Annotated in this window: 13 protein-coding genes; 5 read left to right on the plus strand and 8 right to left on the minus strand. The window is 66.0% G+C overall.

Going from position 1 to position 15,819, the window contains the following annotated elements:
- The first annotated feature begins 18 nt into the window (after positions 1-18).
- From QX094_RS23110 to QX094_RS23120, 3 genes are all read left to right on the plus strand, one after another.
- Positions 19-738, plus strand: coding sequence for a RibD family protein (locus QX094_RS23110; protein WP_316188147.1), 720 nt, complete (start codon positions 19-21; stop codon positions 736-738).
- Positions 731-2,008 carry an NAD(P)/FAD-dependent oxidoreductase gene (locus tag QX094_RS23115; protein ID WP_316188148.1) on the plus strand — a complete coding sequence of 426 codons (1,278 nt, stop codon included), beginning with the start codon at positions 731-733 and terminating at the stop codon, positions 2,006-2,008. The genes QX094_RS23110 and QX094_RS23115 overlap by 8 nt, the downstream gene beginning before the upstream one ends.
- 75 nt (positions 2,009-2,083) lie before the next feature.
- A complete protein-coding gene (locus QX094_RS23120; protein WP_315715658.1) occupies positions 2,084-2,470 on the plus strand; it encodes a VOC family protein in 387 nt (128 codons plus the stop codon).
- A gap of 24 nt (positions 2,471-2,494) precedes the next feature.
- On the opposite strand, the gene QX094_RS23125 is transcribed toward QX094_RS23120, so the two are convergent.
- Positions 2,495-3,427, minus strand: coding sequence for a LysR family transcriptional regulator (locus QX094_RS23125; RefSeq protein ID WP_316188149.1), 933 nt, complete (start codon positions 3,425-3,427; stop codon positions 2,495-2,497).
- Between the two features lie 123 nt (positions 3,428-3,550).
- Here QX094_RS23125 and QX094_RS23130 point away from each other — a divergent pair, with 123 nt between their 5' ends.
- Together QX094_RS23130 and QX094_RS23135 are read left to right on the plus strand one after the other, a co-directional pair.
- Complete coding sequence (locus QX094_RS23130) at positions 3,551-3,904, plus strand: protocatechuate 4,5-dioxygenase subunit alpha (RefSeq protein ID WP_315751972.1); 354 nt, start codon at positions 3,551-3,553, stop codon at positions 3,902-3,904.
- A 5-nt stretch (positions 3,905-3,909) separates the two neighbouring features.
- A complete protein-coding gene (locus QX094_RS23135) occupies positions 3,910-4,746 on the plus strand; it encodes a class III extradiol dioxygenase family protein (RefSeq protein ID WP_316188150.1) in 837 nt (278 codons plus the stop codon).
- Between the two features lie 275 nt (positions 4,747-5,021).
- On the opposite strand, the gene QX094_RS23140 is transcribed toward QX094_RS23135, so the two are convergent.
- The 7 genes from QX094_RS23140 to QX094_RS23170 form a co-directional block, all read right to left on the minus strand.
- Positions 5,022-5,711: a PadR family transcriptional regulator gene (locus QX094_RS23140; RefSeq protein ID WP_316188151.1), complete on the minus strand. Its 690-nt coding sequence runs from the start codon at positions 5,709-5,711 to the stop codon at positions 5,022-5,024.
- A gap of 111 nt (positions 5,712-5,822) precedes the next feature.
- Complete coding sequence (locus QX094_RS23145) at positions 5,823-8,894, minus strand: efflux RND transporter permease subunit (RefSeq protein ID WP_316188152.1); 3,072 nt, start codon at positions 8,892-8,894, stop codon at positions 5,823-5,825.
- Positions 8,895-8,929: 35 nt separating this feature from the next.
- A complete protein-coding gene (locus QX094_RS23150; RefSeq protein WP_316188153.1) occupies positions 8,930-10,045 on the minus strand; it encodes an efflux RND transporter periplasmic adaptor subunit in 1,116 nt (371 codons plus the stop codon).
- Entirely contained in the window at positions 10,045-11,607 is a 1,563-nt protein-coding gene (locus tag QX094_RS23155; protein ID WP_316188154.1) for an efflux transporter outer membrane subunit, read from the minus strand. The genes QX094_RS23150 and QX094_RS23155 overlap by 1 nt, the downstream gene beginning before the upstream one ends.
- A gap of 364 nt (positions 11,608-11,971) precedes the next feature.
- Positions 11,972-12,892, minus strand: a complete 921-nt coding sequence (locus tag QX094_RS23160; protein WP_316188155.1) for a PepSY-associated TM helix domain-containing protein — start codon at positions 12,890-12,892, stop codon at positions 11,972-11,974.
- 242 nt (positions 12,893-13,134) lie between these two features.
- Positions 13,135-14,448, minus strand: coding sequence for a C4-dicarboxylate transporter DctA (gene dctA / locus QX094_RS23165; protein WP_316164317.1), 1,314 nt, complete (start codon positions 14,446-14,448; stop codon positions 13,135-13,137).
- Between the two features lie 45 nt (positions 14,449-14,493).
- Complete coding sequence (locus tag QX094_RS23170) at positions 14,494-15,459, minus strand: amidohydrolase family protein (protein ID WP_316185120.1); 966 nt, start codon at positions 15,457-15,459, stop codon at positions 14,494-14,496.
- Positions 15,460-15,819 lie beyond the last annotated feature (360 nt).

Genomic DNA, 15,819 nt, shown 5'->3' on the forward strand with positions numbered 1-15,819 from the left:
CGGCGACAAGGAGGATGCATGAAACCGGAAGTCATCTGCCTGATGGCGTCGAGCGTCGACGGCCGGACCCTGCCGAGCCGCTGGCGTCCGAAGGGATCGGGCGATTTGTTCGAGCAGGTGCATGACCGGCTCGGCGGCGACGCCTGGCTGATCGGCCGCGTCACCGGCCAGGAATTCGCCAAGGGCTCGGCCTATCCGGCCGAGACGACGGAGCAATTCCCGCGCACCCATTGGATCGCGCGCCGCGATGCCAAGGCCTACGGCATCGTGCTCGATCCCCATGGCAAGATCTGCTGGGGTCGCTCCGACATCGGCGGCGATCCGATCGTCGTCGTGCTGACCGAGGCCGTGTCGGATGCGCATCTTTCGGGACTGCGCGGCGAGGGCGTCTCCTACGTCTTCGCCGGCCAAGCGAAGCTCGATCTTTCGCGCGTGCTCGAGATCGTCGCGCAGGAGCTCGGCGTGAAGCGCCTGCTGCTCGAGGGCGGCGGCGGCGCCAACGGCGCGTTCCTTCGCGCGGGCCTGGTCGACGAGTTCAACCTCGTTCTGTGTCCGGCAGTGGATGGCGCCAAGGGGGCGCCGAGCGTGTTCGATTCGACGGAAGCCGAGTCCGGCGAGCGTGCCCCGATCACGGCAATGACGCTCGAAAGCAGCACGGCGCTGGAGGGCGGCGCGCTGTGGCTGCGCTACAAGATCACCAACGGCTCGGCCTTGCCGGCCCAGGCAAGTCATGGCTGAGCGGCGAATGCACATCATCATCGTCGGGGCCGGTGCCGCGGGCCTGATGGCGGCGCGCGAACTGGCCCGCGCAGGCCAGCAGGTGACACTGCTGGAGGCGCGCGACCGCTGCGGCGGGCGCATCCATCCGCTGCCTGCGAGCAGGTTCGGATATCGCGCGGATGCCGGTGCGGAATTCATCCATGGCGAGGCGCCCGTCACCCACGCGCTGATGGCCGAGGCGGGGCTCACCTCGACGCCGGTCGATGGCGCGCGCTGGTACGTGACGGATGGCGCGTTCTCGCGCGAGGATCCCGCTGAACGGCAGATGCGCCAGTTGCACCGCGTGGCGCGGCAGCTCGACGAGGATATGACCGTGACGGCGCTGCTCGATCGGCATTTCGCCGGCGCGGAGTTTGCCGCCCTGCGCAAGTCGGTCTTGGGGATGGTGCAGGGCTATGACGCGGCCGATCCCGGTCGTGCCAGCGTGTTCGCGCTGCGCGACGAATGGATGGGCGGCGACCGCGGCGCTCAGGCGCGCATTGTCGGCGGCTACGCGGCGCTGCTCGATCATCTCCTGGCGGAGTGCCGGGCGCATGGCGTGAAGATGCTGCTCGAGGCGGTGGTCCGCGCGGTGGAGAGCTCCGATGATGGTGTCGTCGTGCGCTTGGCTGACGGCCGTGCGCAGCGCGGCGATCTCGTCATCCTGACCGTGCCGCTGCCGCTGCTGCGAACCATCGCGCTGCCGCCGGCCATGCACCCGCAATTGGCCGCAGCCGAAACCATCGGCTTCGGCAACGTCATCAAGCTGCTGCTTCGCTTCGAGCGTCGCTGGTGGCGAGAGGCCCGGACCGAGGACCTTTCCGACATGCTGTTCGTGCTGTCCGATGCCGACGTGCCGGTGTGGTGGACGCAGCATCCGAACGATGACGCGGTGTTGACCGGCTGGCTCGCCGGGCCGCCGGCCGGCGCCTTCGCCGCGTGCGACGAGGCCGCGCTGATCGAAAACGGGCTTTCGGCGCTCGCGGATATCTTCGCACAGCCGGCGGGCTTGCTGAAGCAGCAGCTCGTCGCGTCGCATGTCACGGATTGGGCGAAGGATCCGTTCGCGCGCGGGGCCTATTCCTATGCGACGCTGACATCCCACGAGGCGCAGGATACGCTTTCGCGCTGCGACGGCGGACGGGTGCTGATCTCCGGCGAAGCGCTGTATCGCGGACGCGACATGGGAACGGTCGAGGCGGCGCTGGCGAGTGGGCAACAAACAGCGCGGCGCATCCTCGCGATGTGATCGGGCCGTGTTCGACACGTTGCGCCGGTGCGCCCACGGCGCTAGCATTCGCCGGTCACCATGGAGAGGATCACCATGCTCGACCACGTCGGCTTCCCTGTCTCCGACTTCGCCCGCGCCAAGGCGTTCTATGCGGCCGCCCTGGCGCCGCTCGGCTATGTCCTGATGATGGAGATCACCGACGCGCAGACCGGCGGCCACGGTGATCACGCCGGCTTCGGCGACGGCCGTCCGGATTTCTGGATCGGCACCGGCGGGACGGCCGCGACCTCGACGCATGTCGCGTTCCACGCCAAGGATCGCGCCACGGTCGATGCGTTCTATCAAGCGGCGATCGCCGCAGGCGGAATGGACAACGGCGCGCCTGGACTGCGGCCGCATTATCACGAGAACTATTACGGCGCGTTCGTGCGCGACGCCGACGGCAACAACATCGAGGCGGTGTGCCACGCGCCGGCGTGAGGGCCGCTCACCCCTCGGGATGAGTCAGGCCATCACCGGCATGTGCTCGGCGGCCGCGGCCAAGCTCGGCGCGACCACGATCTCGAGCTGCTGGCGCAGCCAGCGGTGCATCGGATCTTCGTGGTGTCGCAGGTGCCAGACCATGTACATCGGCATCGCCGGACAGGGGACGGGCACCGGCGCCACCGCCAGGCCGCGCAGCATGTAGGCGCGCAGCAGGCTCGGCAGGGTCGCGATCATGCGGCTACCGCGCAGGAACGGGCCGATGCCGCCGAAGCCCGGCACCTGCGCCGCGAACCGCCTGACGAGGCCGCGCTCGGCGAGGACCTCGTCGATGTCGAGGCGGCGCCGCGGCTCGTACAGTACCGTGACGTGGTCGCTGGCGAGATAGTCCTCCAGGCTCTGCGGCGGCTCGCGCTGGCTCGCATCGTAGAACACGCGATAGCTGTCCTCGAACAGTCGCTTCTGCAGGATGTCGCTGCCCTCGGGTGGGCGCGGCGTGATGATGAGCTGACAGTGCTCTTCGCGCAGCATCTCCGGCGTCGGTGCGCCGGAAGGGATCACGCGCAGGCTGAGGCCCGGCGCCTGCGCGTGGGCGTAACGGAGCAGGGACGGCAGCAGCAGGTCGCGCTGCAGATCATTGGCCGCGATCGTCACCTGCGCGGAGATTTTCGCCGGCTCGAACGCAGCGGTGTGCGAGAAGCTCCGGAGATCGTCGAGCAGCGCGCGGGCGCGCAGCGCCAGGAGCTGCGCATGCGCGGTCGGCACGATGCCGCGGCCGGACTTCACGAACAGCGGATCTCCGGTGATCGCGCGCAGCTTGTCGAGCAGATGGCTGACGGCCGACTGCGTGACTCCGAGCCGCTGCGCCGCGCGGGTGACCGAGCCTTCCTCGATGACGGCGAGCAGGAGCTGCAGCAGGTGGCCGTCGAGGTCCAAATGATCGAATTGGCTCATGGATCGGATCGGTCGCGCGGCCTTTATTGACGGTGTCTGTCGGCGATACTGGCGGGCACGAACGGCGCCGCGTTTGATCCAGATCAAGCGCGGCCGTCCGAAACACGCCCAGGGGAGGCTCAGATGTCCACCACGTCAGCCCGGCAGCCCGTGCCCGGCACCACCATCTTCGACGGCGAGCAGGCCCGCAAAGGCTACGCCCTCAACAAGATGTGCTACTCGTTCAACGATGCCGCCAACCGCAAGGCGTTCGTCGCCGACGAGGACGGCTATTGCGCCAAATACGGCCTCAATGCACAGCAGCGCGCGGCGATCAGGAACCGCAACGTGCTGGAGCTGATCGAGGCCGGCGGCAACGCCTACTACCTCGCCAAGTTCGCCGGCATCTTCGGGCTCGACATGCAGGACATCGGCGCGCAGCAGACCGGGCTGACGAAAGAGCAGTTCAAGGCCAAGCTTCTGGCGGCGAGGGGGTAATCGTCATGGCAAAGATCGTCGGTTGCATCACCACCTCGCACGTTCCGGCCATTGGCGGCGCGATCGCCAAGGGCCTGCAGCAGGATCCGTATTGGAAACCGTTCTTCGACGGCTTCCCGCATGTCCGCGAGTGGCTCGCCAAGGTCAAACCGGATGTGGTCGTGCTCGTCTATAACGACCATGGCCTCAACTTCTTCCTCGACAAGATGCCGACCTTCGCGGTCGGCGCGGCCGACAGCTACAGCAATGCCGACGAGGGCTGGGGCATTCCGCAGACCGCGCCGTTCAAGGGTGACAGCGAATTGTCCTGGCATTTGATCGAGCATCTGGTGAAGGAGGATTTCGACCTCACCACCTGCCAGGAGATGGTGGTCGATCACGCCTTCACACTGCCGATGGCGCTGTGCTGGCCCGATCAGAAATGGCCGGTGCGGGTGGTGCCCGTGGTCGTCAACACGGTGCAGGCGCCGCTGCCGTCGGCCGCGCGCTGCTACAAGCTCGGCCAGGCGCTGGCGCGGGCGGTTCAATCCTGGCCGAAGGACGAGCGCGTCGTCGTGATGGGGACCGGCGGCCTGTCGCATCAGCTCGACGGCGAGCGTGCCGGCTTCATCAACAAGGATTTCGACGAGAAGTTCATGGCCAGCATGGTCGACGATCCCGCCTGGGCGACGAAGTATTCGACCACCGAGCTGGTCGAGCTGTCGGGCACCCAGGGCGTCGAATTGCTGAACTGGATGGTCGCGCGCGGCACCCTGCCGGAGAAGGTCCGCAAGGAGCACGCCAACTATCACATCCCGATCTCGAATACGGCGACCGGGCTGATTGTGCTGGAGCCGGTGTAGGGCCCCTGCGAGAGTCTTTATCGGAAGGCGACGACTGAGAGTCGTCTGCCAACGACGATCACGCGGTATGGGTCCCGGCGAACGCCGGACCCGTACCGCGGATGCTATCGAGGGATGCGGCTGTCAGTGGCCCGCTTCGGACCGACTTCCGTGCGGCTGCCCTTACCCGACCCTCTCGCCGTGAAGAACGGTTGAGAGGGAGCGCAGCGTCTGGGCGGCGCGAGCACGGATATCAATTCCGGTTGCCACGGCTCCGCTCCTGGCTGATGTTGATGTCAGCTCGCGGTGCCCTCGTCGCCCTGGATATCGGCGATGGCGCGGGTGAGGATGTCGCTGACACGCTTCGCTTCCGCGTCGCTCCAGCCCTGCCGGTGCATCTTGAGCGCCATCTTTAGCGTCTGCACGCTCTGCAGCACCGGCTCCGGCGGGCGCATGCCGCCCATGGTGCGGGCCATGATGCGCAGCCGGCTCAGCAGGCCATCGATGGCGGCTTCATCCTCTTTCAGCGCCTGACGGCCGGCGTCGGTGATCGCGAACAGCTTCTTGCCGCCCTCGGCCGATGCCGCTTCGATCTGGCCCATGTCCTCGAGCAGATTGAGGATCGGATAGACCGAGCCCGGGCTCGGCGAGTACGCCCCGCCGACCAACTGTTCGACCGCCTTGATCAGCTCATAGCCATGGCGCGGCTTCTCACCGATCAGCCACAGCAGCAGGCTGCGCAGATCGCCGGGACCGAAGAAGCGGCCGCCGCCGCCACGCCCGAACTCCTCGCGACCGCCGCGGCGGCCACGCTCGAACAGGCCGGCCGCCCGCGGGCCGAACCCGCCGCCGCGCCCGCCCATGCGCATCTCCTCGCAGGCTTCGTCGAAGCCACGCCGTCCATGACGTCCGCGATGTCCCCAGCCGCGCTCTTGGTTGTCGTCGTCTTTGCGGGAGGGGCCAAACGTCCAATGATGATGTCTCATACGATATGATCTCCGTTTCGTACGAACGATATATCGTTTATAGGTTTCGTTTGTCAACCGTGACCGATGCAGGTTTCCGAATCTGCAAATAACGCGTTGATTTCACGCGATTTATGGGATTGCCTCGGTCACGCGACCCGCGACCTCGTGCGCCGTGCCGCGATGCGCAATCAGCGCATAGGCGACGGGGACCACGAACAGCGTGAACAGGGTGCCGATCGCGAGTCCGGTCGCGATCACGAGCCCCATGTTGAAGCGGGACACCGCGCCGGCGCCGCTCGCGGTGATCAGCGGGATCACGCCGAGCACCATCGCCGCCGTGGTCATCAGGATCGGCCGCAGCCGGACGGTCGCCGCTTCGATGATCGCCTCGGTGCGGTCCTTGCCCTGTTCGCGCAGCTCGTTGGCGACCTCGACCATCAGGATGCCGTGCTTGCTGACGAGGCCCATCAGGGTGACCAAGCCGACCTGGGTGTAGATGTTGATGCTGGCGCCGCCGATGCCGAGGCTGATGAAGATCAGCGCGCCCGCCAGCGACATCGGCACCGACACCAGGATGATGATCGGATCGACGAAGCTGTTGAACAAGGCGGCGAGCGCCAGGAAGATGATGATCAGCGCGAACACGAAGGTGGTGACGAAGCCGCCGGATTCCTGCATCAGCTGCCGCGACGCGCCGCCATAGTCGACCGAGTAACCCGATGGCAGCGACTTCGCGATCTCCTTCAAGGTGGCGAGCGCGTCGCCCATCGCGATACCCGGCATCGCCACGCCGGAGATGGTCGCCGCGTTGATCTGCTGGAAGTGATTGAGCGACTCAGGGATCGTCTTGTGCTCGAGCCGGGCCACGGTCGACAGCGGCACCATGGCATTGCCGCCGGCGCGGATCGAATAGTCGAGCAACTGCGAGTCGGTCAGACGATCGTTCTGCCGCACCTGCGGGATCACCTTGTAGGAGCGGCCCTCCAGACTGAAATAGTCGAGGTAGTTGCCGCCCAGCATGGTCGCGAGCGCGCCGCCGAGATCGCTCATCTTGAGGCCGAGATCGGCAGCCTTGTCGCGATCGAACACCACGGTGGTCTGCGGCTTGTCGATCTTCAGGTCGCTGTCGAGGAAGATGAAGCGGCCGCTCGCCAGCGCCTTGGCCATGAAATCGCGCGACACGTCGTTGAGCTCGCCGAACGCGCCGGTGGTGCCGATCACGAACTGGACCGGCAGGCCGTTGCTGCCCGGCAGGGGCGAGGGCTGGAACGCGACGGAACGCGCGCCGGCGATGCCGTTCAGGAGCTGCTGGAATTCCGGCTGCAAGGTGCTGGTCGTCGCCTTGCGCTGATCCCAGGGCTTGAGCACCCAGCCGCCGATCACCTGCGTCGAGGTGTCGATCTGGAACACGGTGCGCGTCTCCGGACGCTGGGCAATCAGGCCGTACAGTTGCTGGCCGTAGAACTGGCGCTGCTCGAGCGTGGCCGAGGGCGCGGAATTCGTCAGCGACAGCACGATGCCCTGGTCCTCGTCCGGCGCGAGCTCGCTGGTGGAGCTGACATAGAGCCAGGGGATCATCGCCAGCAGCAGCAGCGCGAACACCACGACCACCGGCTTGGTCGCGAACACGCTTTCGAGCCCGCGGCGATAGCTCTGTGCGAGCCGTTCGAGCACGTGGTCGATCGCACGCACCAGCCGCGCCTCGAGCGTGGTGGCGTCGCGCTCGGTCCGGCGCAGCAGCCAGGCGCAGTTCATCGGCGAAAGCGTCAGCGCGATCACCGCCGAGACGGTGACGGCGCCGGCGAGCGTGAAGGCGAATTCGGTGAACAGCGCGCCGGTGAGGCCGCCCTGGAAGCCGACGGGCACGTAGACCGCGATCAGCACCACGGTCATCGCGATGATCGGGCTCGCCAGCGCGCGCGCCGACTGGATGGCAGCCTCGACCGGCGGCACACCCTCGTCGATCAGGCGGTGGACGCTCTCGACCACGATGATGGCGTCGTCGACGACCAGGCCGATCGCGAGCACCAGCGCCAGCAAGGTCAGCAGGTTGATGGAGAAGCCCATCAGCAGCATCAGGCCGAAGGTGCCGATCAGCGATAGCGGAATGGCGATCACCGGGATCAGCACCGAGCGCCACGAGCCCAGGAACATGAAAACCACGACGATCACGATCCCGATCGCCTCCACCAGCGTATGGACCACCTCGTCGATCGACGAGTTCACGAAGTCGGTGGAGTCGTAGAGGATCTCGCTGGTGATGCCGTTCGGCAGTTGTCGTTGCAGCTCCGGATAAACCGCCTTCACGCCGTTGACGACGTCGAGCAGGTTCGCCGTTGGCGCCACCTGGATGCCGATGTAGACCGCGGTCTTGCCGTTGAAGCGCGTCGCGCTGTCGTAGTCGTCATTGCCGAGCGTGACATTGGCGACATCGCGCAGGCGGATGATGGCGCCATTGACCTGCTTGACGACGAGATTGCGGTATTGCTCCAGCGAATGCAGGTTGGTCGCGGCGGCGAGATCGACCTGCACGAGGCGGCCCTTGGTGGTGCCGAGCCCGGAGATGTAGTCGTTGCCCGACAGTGCCGTCGACACGTCGGTTGCCGTCAGGCCATAGGCCGCAAGCTTGTCGGGGTCGAGCCAGGCGCGCAGCGCGAATTTCTTGGCGCCGAGCAGTTCGGCGGTCTGCACCCCGGAGACCGCCTGCAGCTTCGGCTGTACCACGCGGGTGAGGTAGTCGGTGATCTGGTTCGGCGCCAGCACGTCGCTGGCGAAGCCGATGTACATCGAGTCGATGGTCTGCCCGACCTTCAAGGTCAGGGTCGGCTGCTGCGTGCCGGTCGGCAGCTGGTTCAGCACCGAGTTCACCTTGGCGTTGATCTCGGTCATCGCCTTGCCGGAATCGTAGTTTAGCCGCAGGTTCACGGTGATGGTGCTGCTGCCGGTGACGCTGGTCGACGTCATGTAGTCGATGCCGTTGGCCTGGGCGATCGCATTCTCCAGCGGCGTGGTGATGAAGCCGGCGATGATGTCGCTATCGGCGCCGGCATAGGCCGTGCTCACCGTGACGATCGCGTTCTGCGTGCGCGGATATTGCAGGATCGCGAGCGTCGACATCGAGCGCAGGCCGAGCACGAGGATGAGGGCGCTGACGACGAGCGCCAGCACCGGCCGGCGGATGAAGATGTCTGTGAAACGCATGGGGGATGGCTCTGACGGTCGGAGGCTTGCGCGAATTACTGATCGACGACGTTCGGCGCCGCCTCGGCGACGGGCACGTGCGAGTTGTCGATCTTGACCGGGCTGCCGTTGCGCAGCTTGATCTGTCCCGCGATCACCACCGTCTCGCCCGGCTTGATGCCGTCGGTGATCGCGATCCGGTCGCCCTTGGCCGGCTTGCTCTTCACGAACGTCTGCCGCGCCTTGCCCTCGCCGTCCTTGAGATCGTCGACCACGTAGACGAGATCGCCATAGGGATTGCTGACGATCGCCGTCAGCGGCAGCGTGACGAGCTGTTCGGGCTTGCCGGTCGCGATCTCGACCTTGGCGAACATGCCCGGCAGCAACCGCGTCGCATCGTTGTGCAGCGTGGCGCGAATCTGGACGTTGCGGCTCGTCGAATCGACCTTGGCGTTGATCGCCGAGATCTGACCGGTGAAGCGTTCGCCGGGATAGGCGTCGACGGCGATTCCGACGTCCTGGCCGATCCGGATGTCGGCGAGCGACTGCTGCGGCAGGTAGAAATCGACGAAGATCGGATCGAGGCTCTGCAGGGTGACAATGGTGGTGCCGGCGCCGAGATACTGCCCGAGATCGACGGCGCGGATGCCGAGCCGGCCGGCGAACGGCGCCTTCAGGGTCTTCTGCTCGACGATCGCCTTCTGCTGCGTCACCAGGGCCTGCGCGTTCTTCAGGTTGGCGCGATCGCTGTCGAGCGTGGCCTGGCTCACCGCGTTGAATTTGATCTGCTCCTCGTCGCGCTTGACGACGATGGCATAGTTCTCGGCAGTCGCCTGCAGCGACTGCAGCTTGGCGACGTCATCGGTTGCGACCAACTGCAGCAATTGCTGGCCGGCTTCGACGGTGTCGCCCGAATTGAACTGGATGCCCTGCACGATGCCCGCGGTCTGCAGCGCCAGATCGGCGCCGTTGACGGCGCGCAGCGAGCCGACCGCGGTGATGTTGGAGCGCCATGCTGCGGTCGCTGCAACGACCGTCGAGATCGTCTGCGGCGGGTTGGCCATGGCGCCGATCGCCTTAGCGATCATGATGCCCTTGAAGGTCTGAAAGCCGTACAGGCCGCCGAACAGCACCGCCATGGCGGCCAGCATGATCGTCATGCGTTTCTTCATTACATTGCTTCCTGAGTCGTGCGATTGGGACCGGCGAAATAGCCGGGATTGGCGCGCGGCAGCGCCGCCGGGGTCTCGTCCTGGCGATTCCACCAGCCGCCGCCGAGCGCCTGGAACAGCGCCGCGGTGTCGGTGAAGCGCGTGGCTTGCGACTTGATGCGGGAGACGCGTGCGTTGAGATAGGATTGCTGCGCGTTGATGACGTTGGCGTAGGGCACCGCGCCGCTCCTGAACTGCTCGACCGCCATGGCGAGACTGTCGGCGGTGGCCTTCTCGGCGGCGGCCTGGGCCTTCAGCGCCTCGGCGTCGTACTGGATGGCGCGCAGCGAATCCGCGACATTCTGGAACGCGGTGATGACCGTGCTCTTGTAGAGCGACAGATCCTGCTCGAAGGTGGCGACGTCCGCCTCCTTGGTGTGATACAGCGTGCCACCGTCGAGCAGCTTCTGGCTGACGCTCGAGGCCGCATCCCACACGATGGTCGTCGGCGAGAACAGCCGGCCCGGTCCGCTTGCGCCGTAGCTGCCCGACAGCGTCACCTGCGGCAGCAGATTGGCGACGCCGACGCCGACCGTCGCTGTGGCCTGGTGCAGCGTGGCCTCGGCCTGCCGGATGTCGGGACGCTGCCGGACGAGCGAGGAGGGCAGTGACATCGGCAGCTTGCGCGGCAGCCGCAGCTCCGCGAGGGTCACATGCTCGCCGCGGTCCTGGCTCGGCAGCCGGCCGAGATAGGCCATCAACTGGTTGCGCTGCTGTGCGAGTTGCTTCTGCAGCGGCGCCAAGGTCGCCTTGGCCTGCGCCAGCGTTGCTTCCTGCGCCAGCACGTCGGATTTGGAGATGGCGCCGACGTCAAATTGGTGTTGGATCCGGCCAAGCTGGTCGGTCTCCGCCTTGATGATCTCCTCCGTCGCGGCAATCTGATCGCGCAGCGAGGCGTCGCTGATCGCGGCGGTGACGACATTGGCGGTCAGCGACAGATACGTCGCTTCCATCTTGAAGGCCTGGTAGTCGGCCTGCGCCTGCAGCGCCTCCACCTGGCGACGCGTGCCGCCCCATAGGTCGAGCGCGTAGCTGACGCTCACCGACGTGCCATAGAGCGTGTACAGCGAGGTCTGACCAGGCCATTGTCCCTGCTGCGTGCTGGAGGCCTGCGTACGCTCGGCCGAGCCGCTTGCGCTCAGCTGCGGAAACAGCGCGCCCTGCTGCGATAGCGCGTTCTCGCGCGCAGCACGCAGCGCCAATTGTGCGGCTTCGATGTCCGGGTGGTTGCGAATCGCCTCCTCGACGAAGGCGTTGATCTGCCGGGAATGAAACAGCGCCCACCAAGTGCCGGGCAGATCGCCTCCGGGCGCGAAGCTCTGCACGTTGCCGCCCGGTGTCGAGGCGCTGGCGGTCGCGGCGAGCCGACGTTCGGCCACATAACCGGTTGCGGCCGGCGCGTCGGGAGACATGAAGTCCGGGCCGACGGCGCAGGACGCGAGCAGCATGCTGCAGCCGAGGAGGCCGAGCCGCAAGGGCAGCGCGCTGCATCTCGGGACCAGCCCCAAACAGACATGAAACATTTGGACATCATCGGACATAAAACTAAACCGTTTCGTTTTCTGTGGCGGACGATGCGTGGCGGTTCCGGCCTAGTCAAGTCACGTTGATGACAAAGCGAGCTTGCTCACAGCTTCACGTCTCGCGCACCGCTGCGCGGCGCCTGTGCTCGTCTGCATCGGGACGCGGGCATGACGGCTCCGAGACGAACGCCGAGAACGCGCCGCTGCCCTTCCCGCGGTGGCAGGCAGCTACGTCGTTTCTCACAATGATCGAAAAGCGCCGTCGAGCCCGCATTGTCCAGGGCAGGCCCGAGCGAAGCAGCGCGTGCAGATCGCGCTGGAAGCCGGCCCGCGGTGCCAGCCGGCGTCTGCAACGAAGCGCGGGTCAGGATGGCATCGAGGATGCGACTATCGGCTTCGCCGGCACGTCGCGCACGCGGCTCGGGCGCCGCAGCCGGCGTTGCGTCCAGATCAGCAGGCCGGTGACCAGCAGCGCGAACAGCGCGACCGAGATCAGAACGTTGGCCGCGCTGCCGATCAGAGACCAGTTGCCTTCATGCAGCAGGCGCGGCCAGTTGCGCGGCAACGCGGAGAGCCCGTCGGCCGTGACGGCATAGGCCCTGAGCTCATCGCCCTCGATGATGCGCGCCATCATCCGTCCGCCGCGATTGCCGATCGAGTTCACCGACGACAGGTCGTGGTCCTTGGCGACGATGCTGACGGCCTCGGGAAGCGAGATGCGCTTGGCTGCGGCCAGCGGCGCGCTGCCTGCGAAGGTCAGGCCGAGCTCGAGGCAGAGTCCGGTGAGCGGGCTGAGCAAAATCAGCGGCAGCGTGAACCAGGCCGTGCCCTTGTGCCAGCCGGACAGCGTGTTGCGCAGCCGCGGCAGTCCCATCAGGATGCCGATGATCATGATGCTGATCATGGCGATGGTCGAGATCAGGGTGAGGCCGGGGATTCCGATCAGATGCTCGTGGGTCCTGCGCGCCCACGAGAAGACGCTGGGCATCGCCGGCTTTTCGACCGCGGCACCGGTTGTCATGTCGACCTCGGCGCCCGGCGCCCCCTGCAAGGTCAGATGCTGCGTGGAGGCGTCGATCGACAGACCGCGTGCCTTGCCGTCGGGATCGTATTGCTTGATCAGCGCGACCACGCGCGCCGGATCGACGCTTTGCGGCTTCACGGCGGCGACCTGCGCCATCGGTTCGAAGGAGAGGATCAGCCCGGTCACGATGATGACAAGCAATGGCAGCGCGAAGACGAGGCTGATCCAACGGTGAAGTTTGAGCAGAAGCTGCTTGTTCATGATCGTCTCCGATTGATCGTCTCGCACGCGGTATCATGCGGGACCGTTGTCCGCAGGCGTCTGCTCCGTGAACGTTTCTGATCGTTCTCGCTGGACGACGCCGGGATATCAACCTGTCGTCCGCCGCGCTTCATTAGCTGAGCGCAGCAGCGAGACGAAGGAGATAACTATTAATTTTAGGTCATGCGCCGTTTGATCGGCATCAATGCGGCAGAGGTCGTTTCAGGACTGCTGGGATGATGTCAATTTGTATCAGATGCCGTCTTGCGGCCATCGAGCACCTCGCGCAGGCATGTCGCGTCCAAGCCGTTCTCCCACTTCGCGATGACGATGGTGGCGACTGCATTGCCTATCAGGTTGGTCGGCGTCAGCCCCTGCGACATCAGGCGATGGATGCCGAGCACCAGCGCGACGCTGGCGACCGGAATCGTACCGGTCGCGGCGAGCGTGGCGGCCAGCACGACGAAGGCGGCGCCCGCGATGCCGGCCGCGCCCTTCGACGTCACCAGCAGGATCAGCAGCAGCCCGATCTGGTGGCTGATGTCGAGATGCGTGTTGGTCGCCTGCGCCAGAAACACCGCGGCGGTCGCGAGGTAGAGGCAGGTGCCGTCGAGATTGAACGAATAGCCGGTGGGGATGACGAGACCGACGATGCTGCGTTCGCAGCCAGCGGCTTCGAGTTTCGCCAGCATGCGCGGCAGCACGGTCTCCGATGACGTGGTGGCGATGCAGACCAGCACCTCGTCCCTGATGTAGCGGATCAGCTTCCACAGGCTGAAGCCGGTGAAGGCGGCAATCGGGCCGAGCACGGCGGCGATGAAGATCAGGCACGTGAGATAGAAGCTGCCGAGCAGCAGGCCGAGCTTCGCCAGCGAGCCCAGGCCGAACTTGCCGACGGTGAAGGCGATGGCGCCGAATGCGCCCAGCGGCGCTGCCCACATCACGATCCGAACGACACCGAAGATCATCCGGCCGGCGACATCGATCACGTCCGTCACCGGCTTGGCGCGGTCGCCGAGCCAGATCAGTGCAAAGCCGCACATGACCGAGATGAACAGCACCTGCAGGATATTGCCCTCGGCAAAGGCGCCAACGAAGGTCTGCGGAATGATGTTGAGCAGGAACGGCACGAAGCCGACCGCAGCGGTCTGCTTGACATAGGGCTCGATCGTCGCGGAGTTGATCGTCGCCGGGTCGACGTTCATGCCGACGCCGGGCTGAAACAGGTTCACCGCGGTCAAGCCGATGATCAGCGCCAGCGTCGTGATCGCCTCGAAATAGATCAGCGCCTTGATCGCGACGCGGCCGACCTTGGCCATGTCGGCCATGTGGGCGATGCCGTTGACCACGGTGCAGAAGATGATCGGCGCGATCAGCATCCGGATCGCCTTGATGAAGGCATCGCCGAGCGGCTGCATCTGGGCGCCCAGATCCGGCTTGACGGCGCCGAGCAGGATGCCCGCTGCCATCGCGATCATGACCTGGACCCAAAGCTCCTTCCACCAGCCGCGGCGGGCGCCTGCCTTGCTGTCGGCGGTGAGGGTCGTGGCGGTCATGATCGGTCCTGTCGCTGAACGGGCGAATTCGCAGCTGGCGGTGACTCAGCTCTTGGGCTCGAACTTGAACAGCCGTTCGGGATTGCTGACAAGCAGCTTTCGCTGCATGGCCGGATCCGGGGCGTAGAGTGGGATCAGATCGACCAGATCGCCGTCATTGGGCATGATCTTGACGTTCGGATGCGGCCAGTCGGTGCCCCAGATGACGCGATCCGGCGCGTTGTCGATCAGCTTGCGGGCGAACGGGACCGCGTCGTGGAACGGGGGGCCGGAGGCCGAAGCGCGCTCGGGACCGGTGATCTTGATCCAGCACTTGTCGTCGCTCGCCTGCAGGTCGAGCAGCGCCTTGAACCCGGCATCGTCGATCCCCTTGGCAGCGCTGATCGTGCCCATGTGGTCGATCACATAGGTGACCGGCAGCGCCTTCAGGATCGGCACGAATTCCTGGATCGTCCCGGCCTCGAGATAAACGTCGACGTGCCAGCCGATCGCCGCGACGCGGTCCACCAGGGTGCGGAAGACGTTCATGTCGCCGACGCCGCCGAGGCGGCGGAGGAAGGCGAACCGGCAGGCGCAGATGCCGGCCTTGCCGAGCGCCGCGAGGTCGGCATCGGACATCGCCGCGTTGATGTTGGCGACGCCCTTGTAGTTGCCGTTGCTCTGCGCGATCGCATCGGTCACGACCCGATTGTCGGTGCCGTGGACGGTGGCGTTGACGATGACGGCGCGCTCGACGCCGATCTTGGCGTGCAGCGCCCGGAACATCTCCAGCGATGCGTCGGGCGGCGTGTAGGGGCGGCTGGGCGAGAATGGATAGGTCGCCGCCGGCCCGAAGATGTGGGTGTGGGTATCGACGCTGCCCGGTGGCGCCCTGAAGCTCGGGGTCTTCGGTGCCGGATCCGGGCCGGCGATGCTGGGGATCTTGGCCTCGTCGGCGGAGAGGGCAGGGCCTCCGAGCACGCTCGCCGCTCCCAGTCCGGCCATGGTGGCCAGCAGGTCTCGTCTCAACATCAGAGCGTACTCCTCGGGATGGCCGCGGTCACAGGCAGGCGCTGCCCGCCAGGCTCCGGCATCGTTCGTGTTTGCTATCGTCACGCCACGATGGAGAGGTCGGGCGACCTCTCAACGTGGCGTCGTGATCATGGGTGCTCCGGATCCGGAGCCGGCGGATCGCTGTGATCCCAGTTGTTCCTGATCGAGGATCTTGCAGCCTCTGCAGCATGACAAGAAGCATTGGGTGAACGGTCAGTTCGCTTGGTTGGACAATGCTCTGCAGTCCAACTGCCAACGTTGCCGAGACCCTCCGTTCGAGCTGCGTTGCAGCGCGCCTGGGCGAGATGGGTTGCTCTTCAACCAGTCTGCGAGAAGGCA

Origin of the sequence: Bradyrhizobium sp. SZCCHNS1050 (assembly GCF_032484785.1) — a bacterium.
Lineage (GTDB): Bacteria > Pseudomonadota > Alphaproteobacteria > Rhizobiales > Xanthobacteraceae > Bradyrhizobium.

Coding starts and splice junctions, on each gene's coding strand:
- QX094_RS23110 (WP_316188147.1), top strand. CDS start 19: ATGAAACCGGAAGTCATCTGCCTGATGGCGTCGAGCGTCGACGGCCGG.
- QX094_RS23115 (WP_316188148.1), top strand. CDS start 731: ATGGCTGAGCGGCGAATGCACATCATCATCGTCGGGGCCGGTGCCGCG.
- QX094_RS23120 (WP_315715658.1), top strand. CDS start 2,084: ATGCTCGACCACGTCGGCTTCCCTGTCTCCGACTTCGCCCGCGCCAAG.
- QX094_RS23125 (WP_316188149.1), bottom strand. CDS start 3,427: ATGAGCCAATTCGATCATTTGGACCTCGACGGCCACCTGCTGCAGCTC.
- QX094_RS23130 (WP_315751972.1), top strand. CDS start 3,551: ATGTCCACCACGTCAGCCCGGCAGCCCGTGCCCGGCACCACCATCTTC.
- QX094_RS23135 (WP_316188150.1), top strand. CDS start 3,910: ATGGCAAAGATCGTCGGTTGCATCACCACCTCGCACGTTCCGGCCATT.
- QX094_RS23140 (WP_316188151.1), bottom strand. CDS start 5,711: ATGAGACATCATCATTGGACGTTTGGCCCCTCCCGCAAAGACGACGAC.
- QX094_RS23145 (WP_316188152.1), bottom strand. CDS start 8,894: ATGCGTTTCACAGACATCTTCATCCGCCGGCCGGTGCTGGCGCTCGTC.
- QX094_RS23150 (WP_316188153.1), bottom strand. CDS start 10,045: ATGAAGAAACGCATGACGATCATGCTGGCCGCCATGGCGGTGCTGTTC.
- QX094_RS23155 (WP_316188154.1), bottom strand. CDS start 11,607: ATGTTTCATGTCTGTTTGGGGCTGGTCCCGAGATGCAGCGCGCTGCCC.
- QX094_RS23160 (WP_316188155.1), bottom strand. CDS start 12,892: ATGAACAAGCAGCTTCTGCTCAAACTTCACCGTTGGATCAGCCTCGTC.
- dctA (WP_316164317.1), bottom strand. CDS start 14,448: ATGACCGCCACGACCCTCACCGCCGACAGCAAGGCAGGCGCCCGCCGC.
- QX094_RS23170 (WP_316185120.1), bottom strand. CDS start 15,459: ATGTTGAGACGAGACCTGCTGGCCACCATGGCCGGACTGGGAGCGGCG.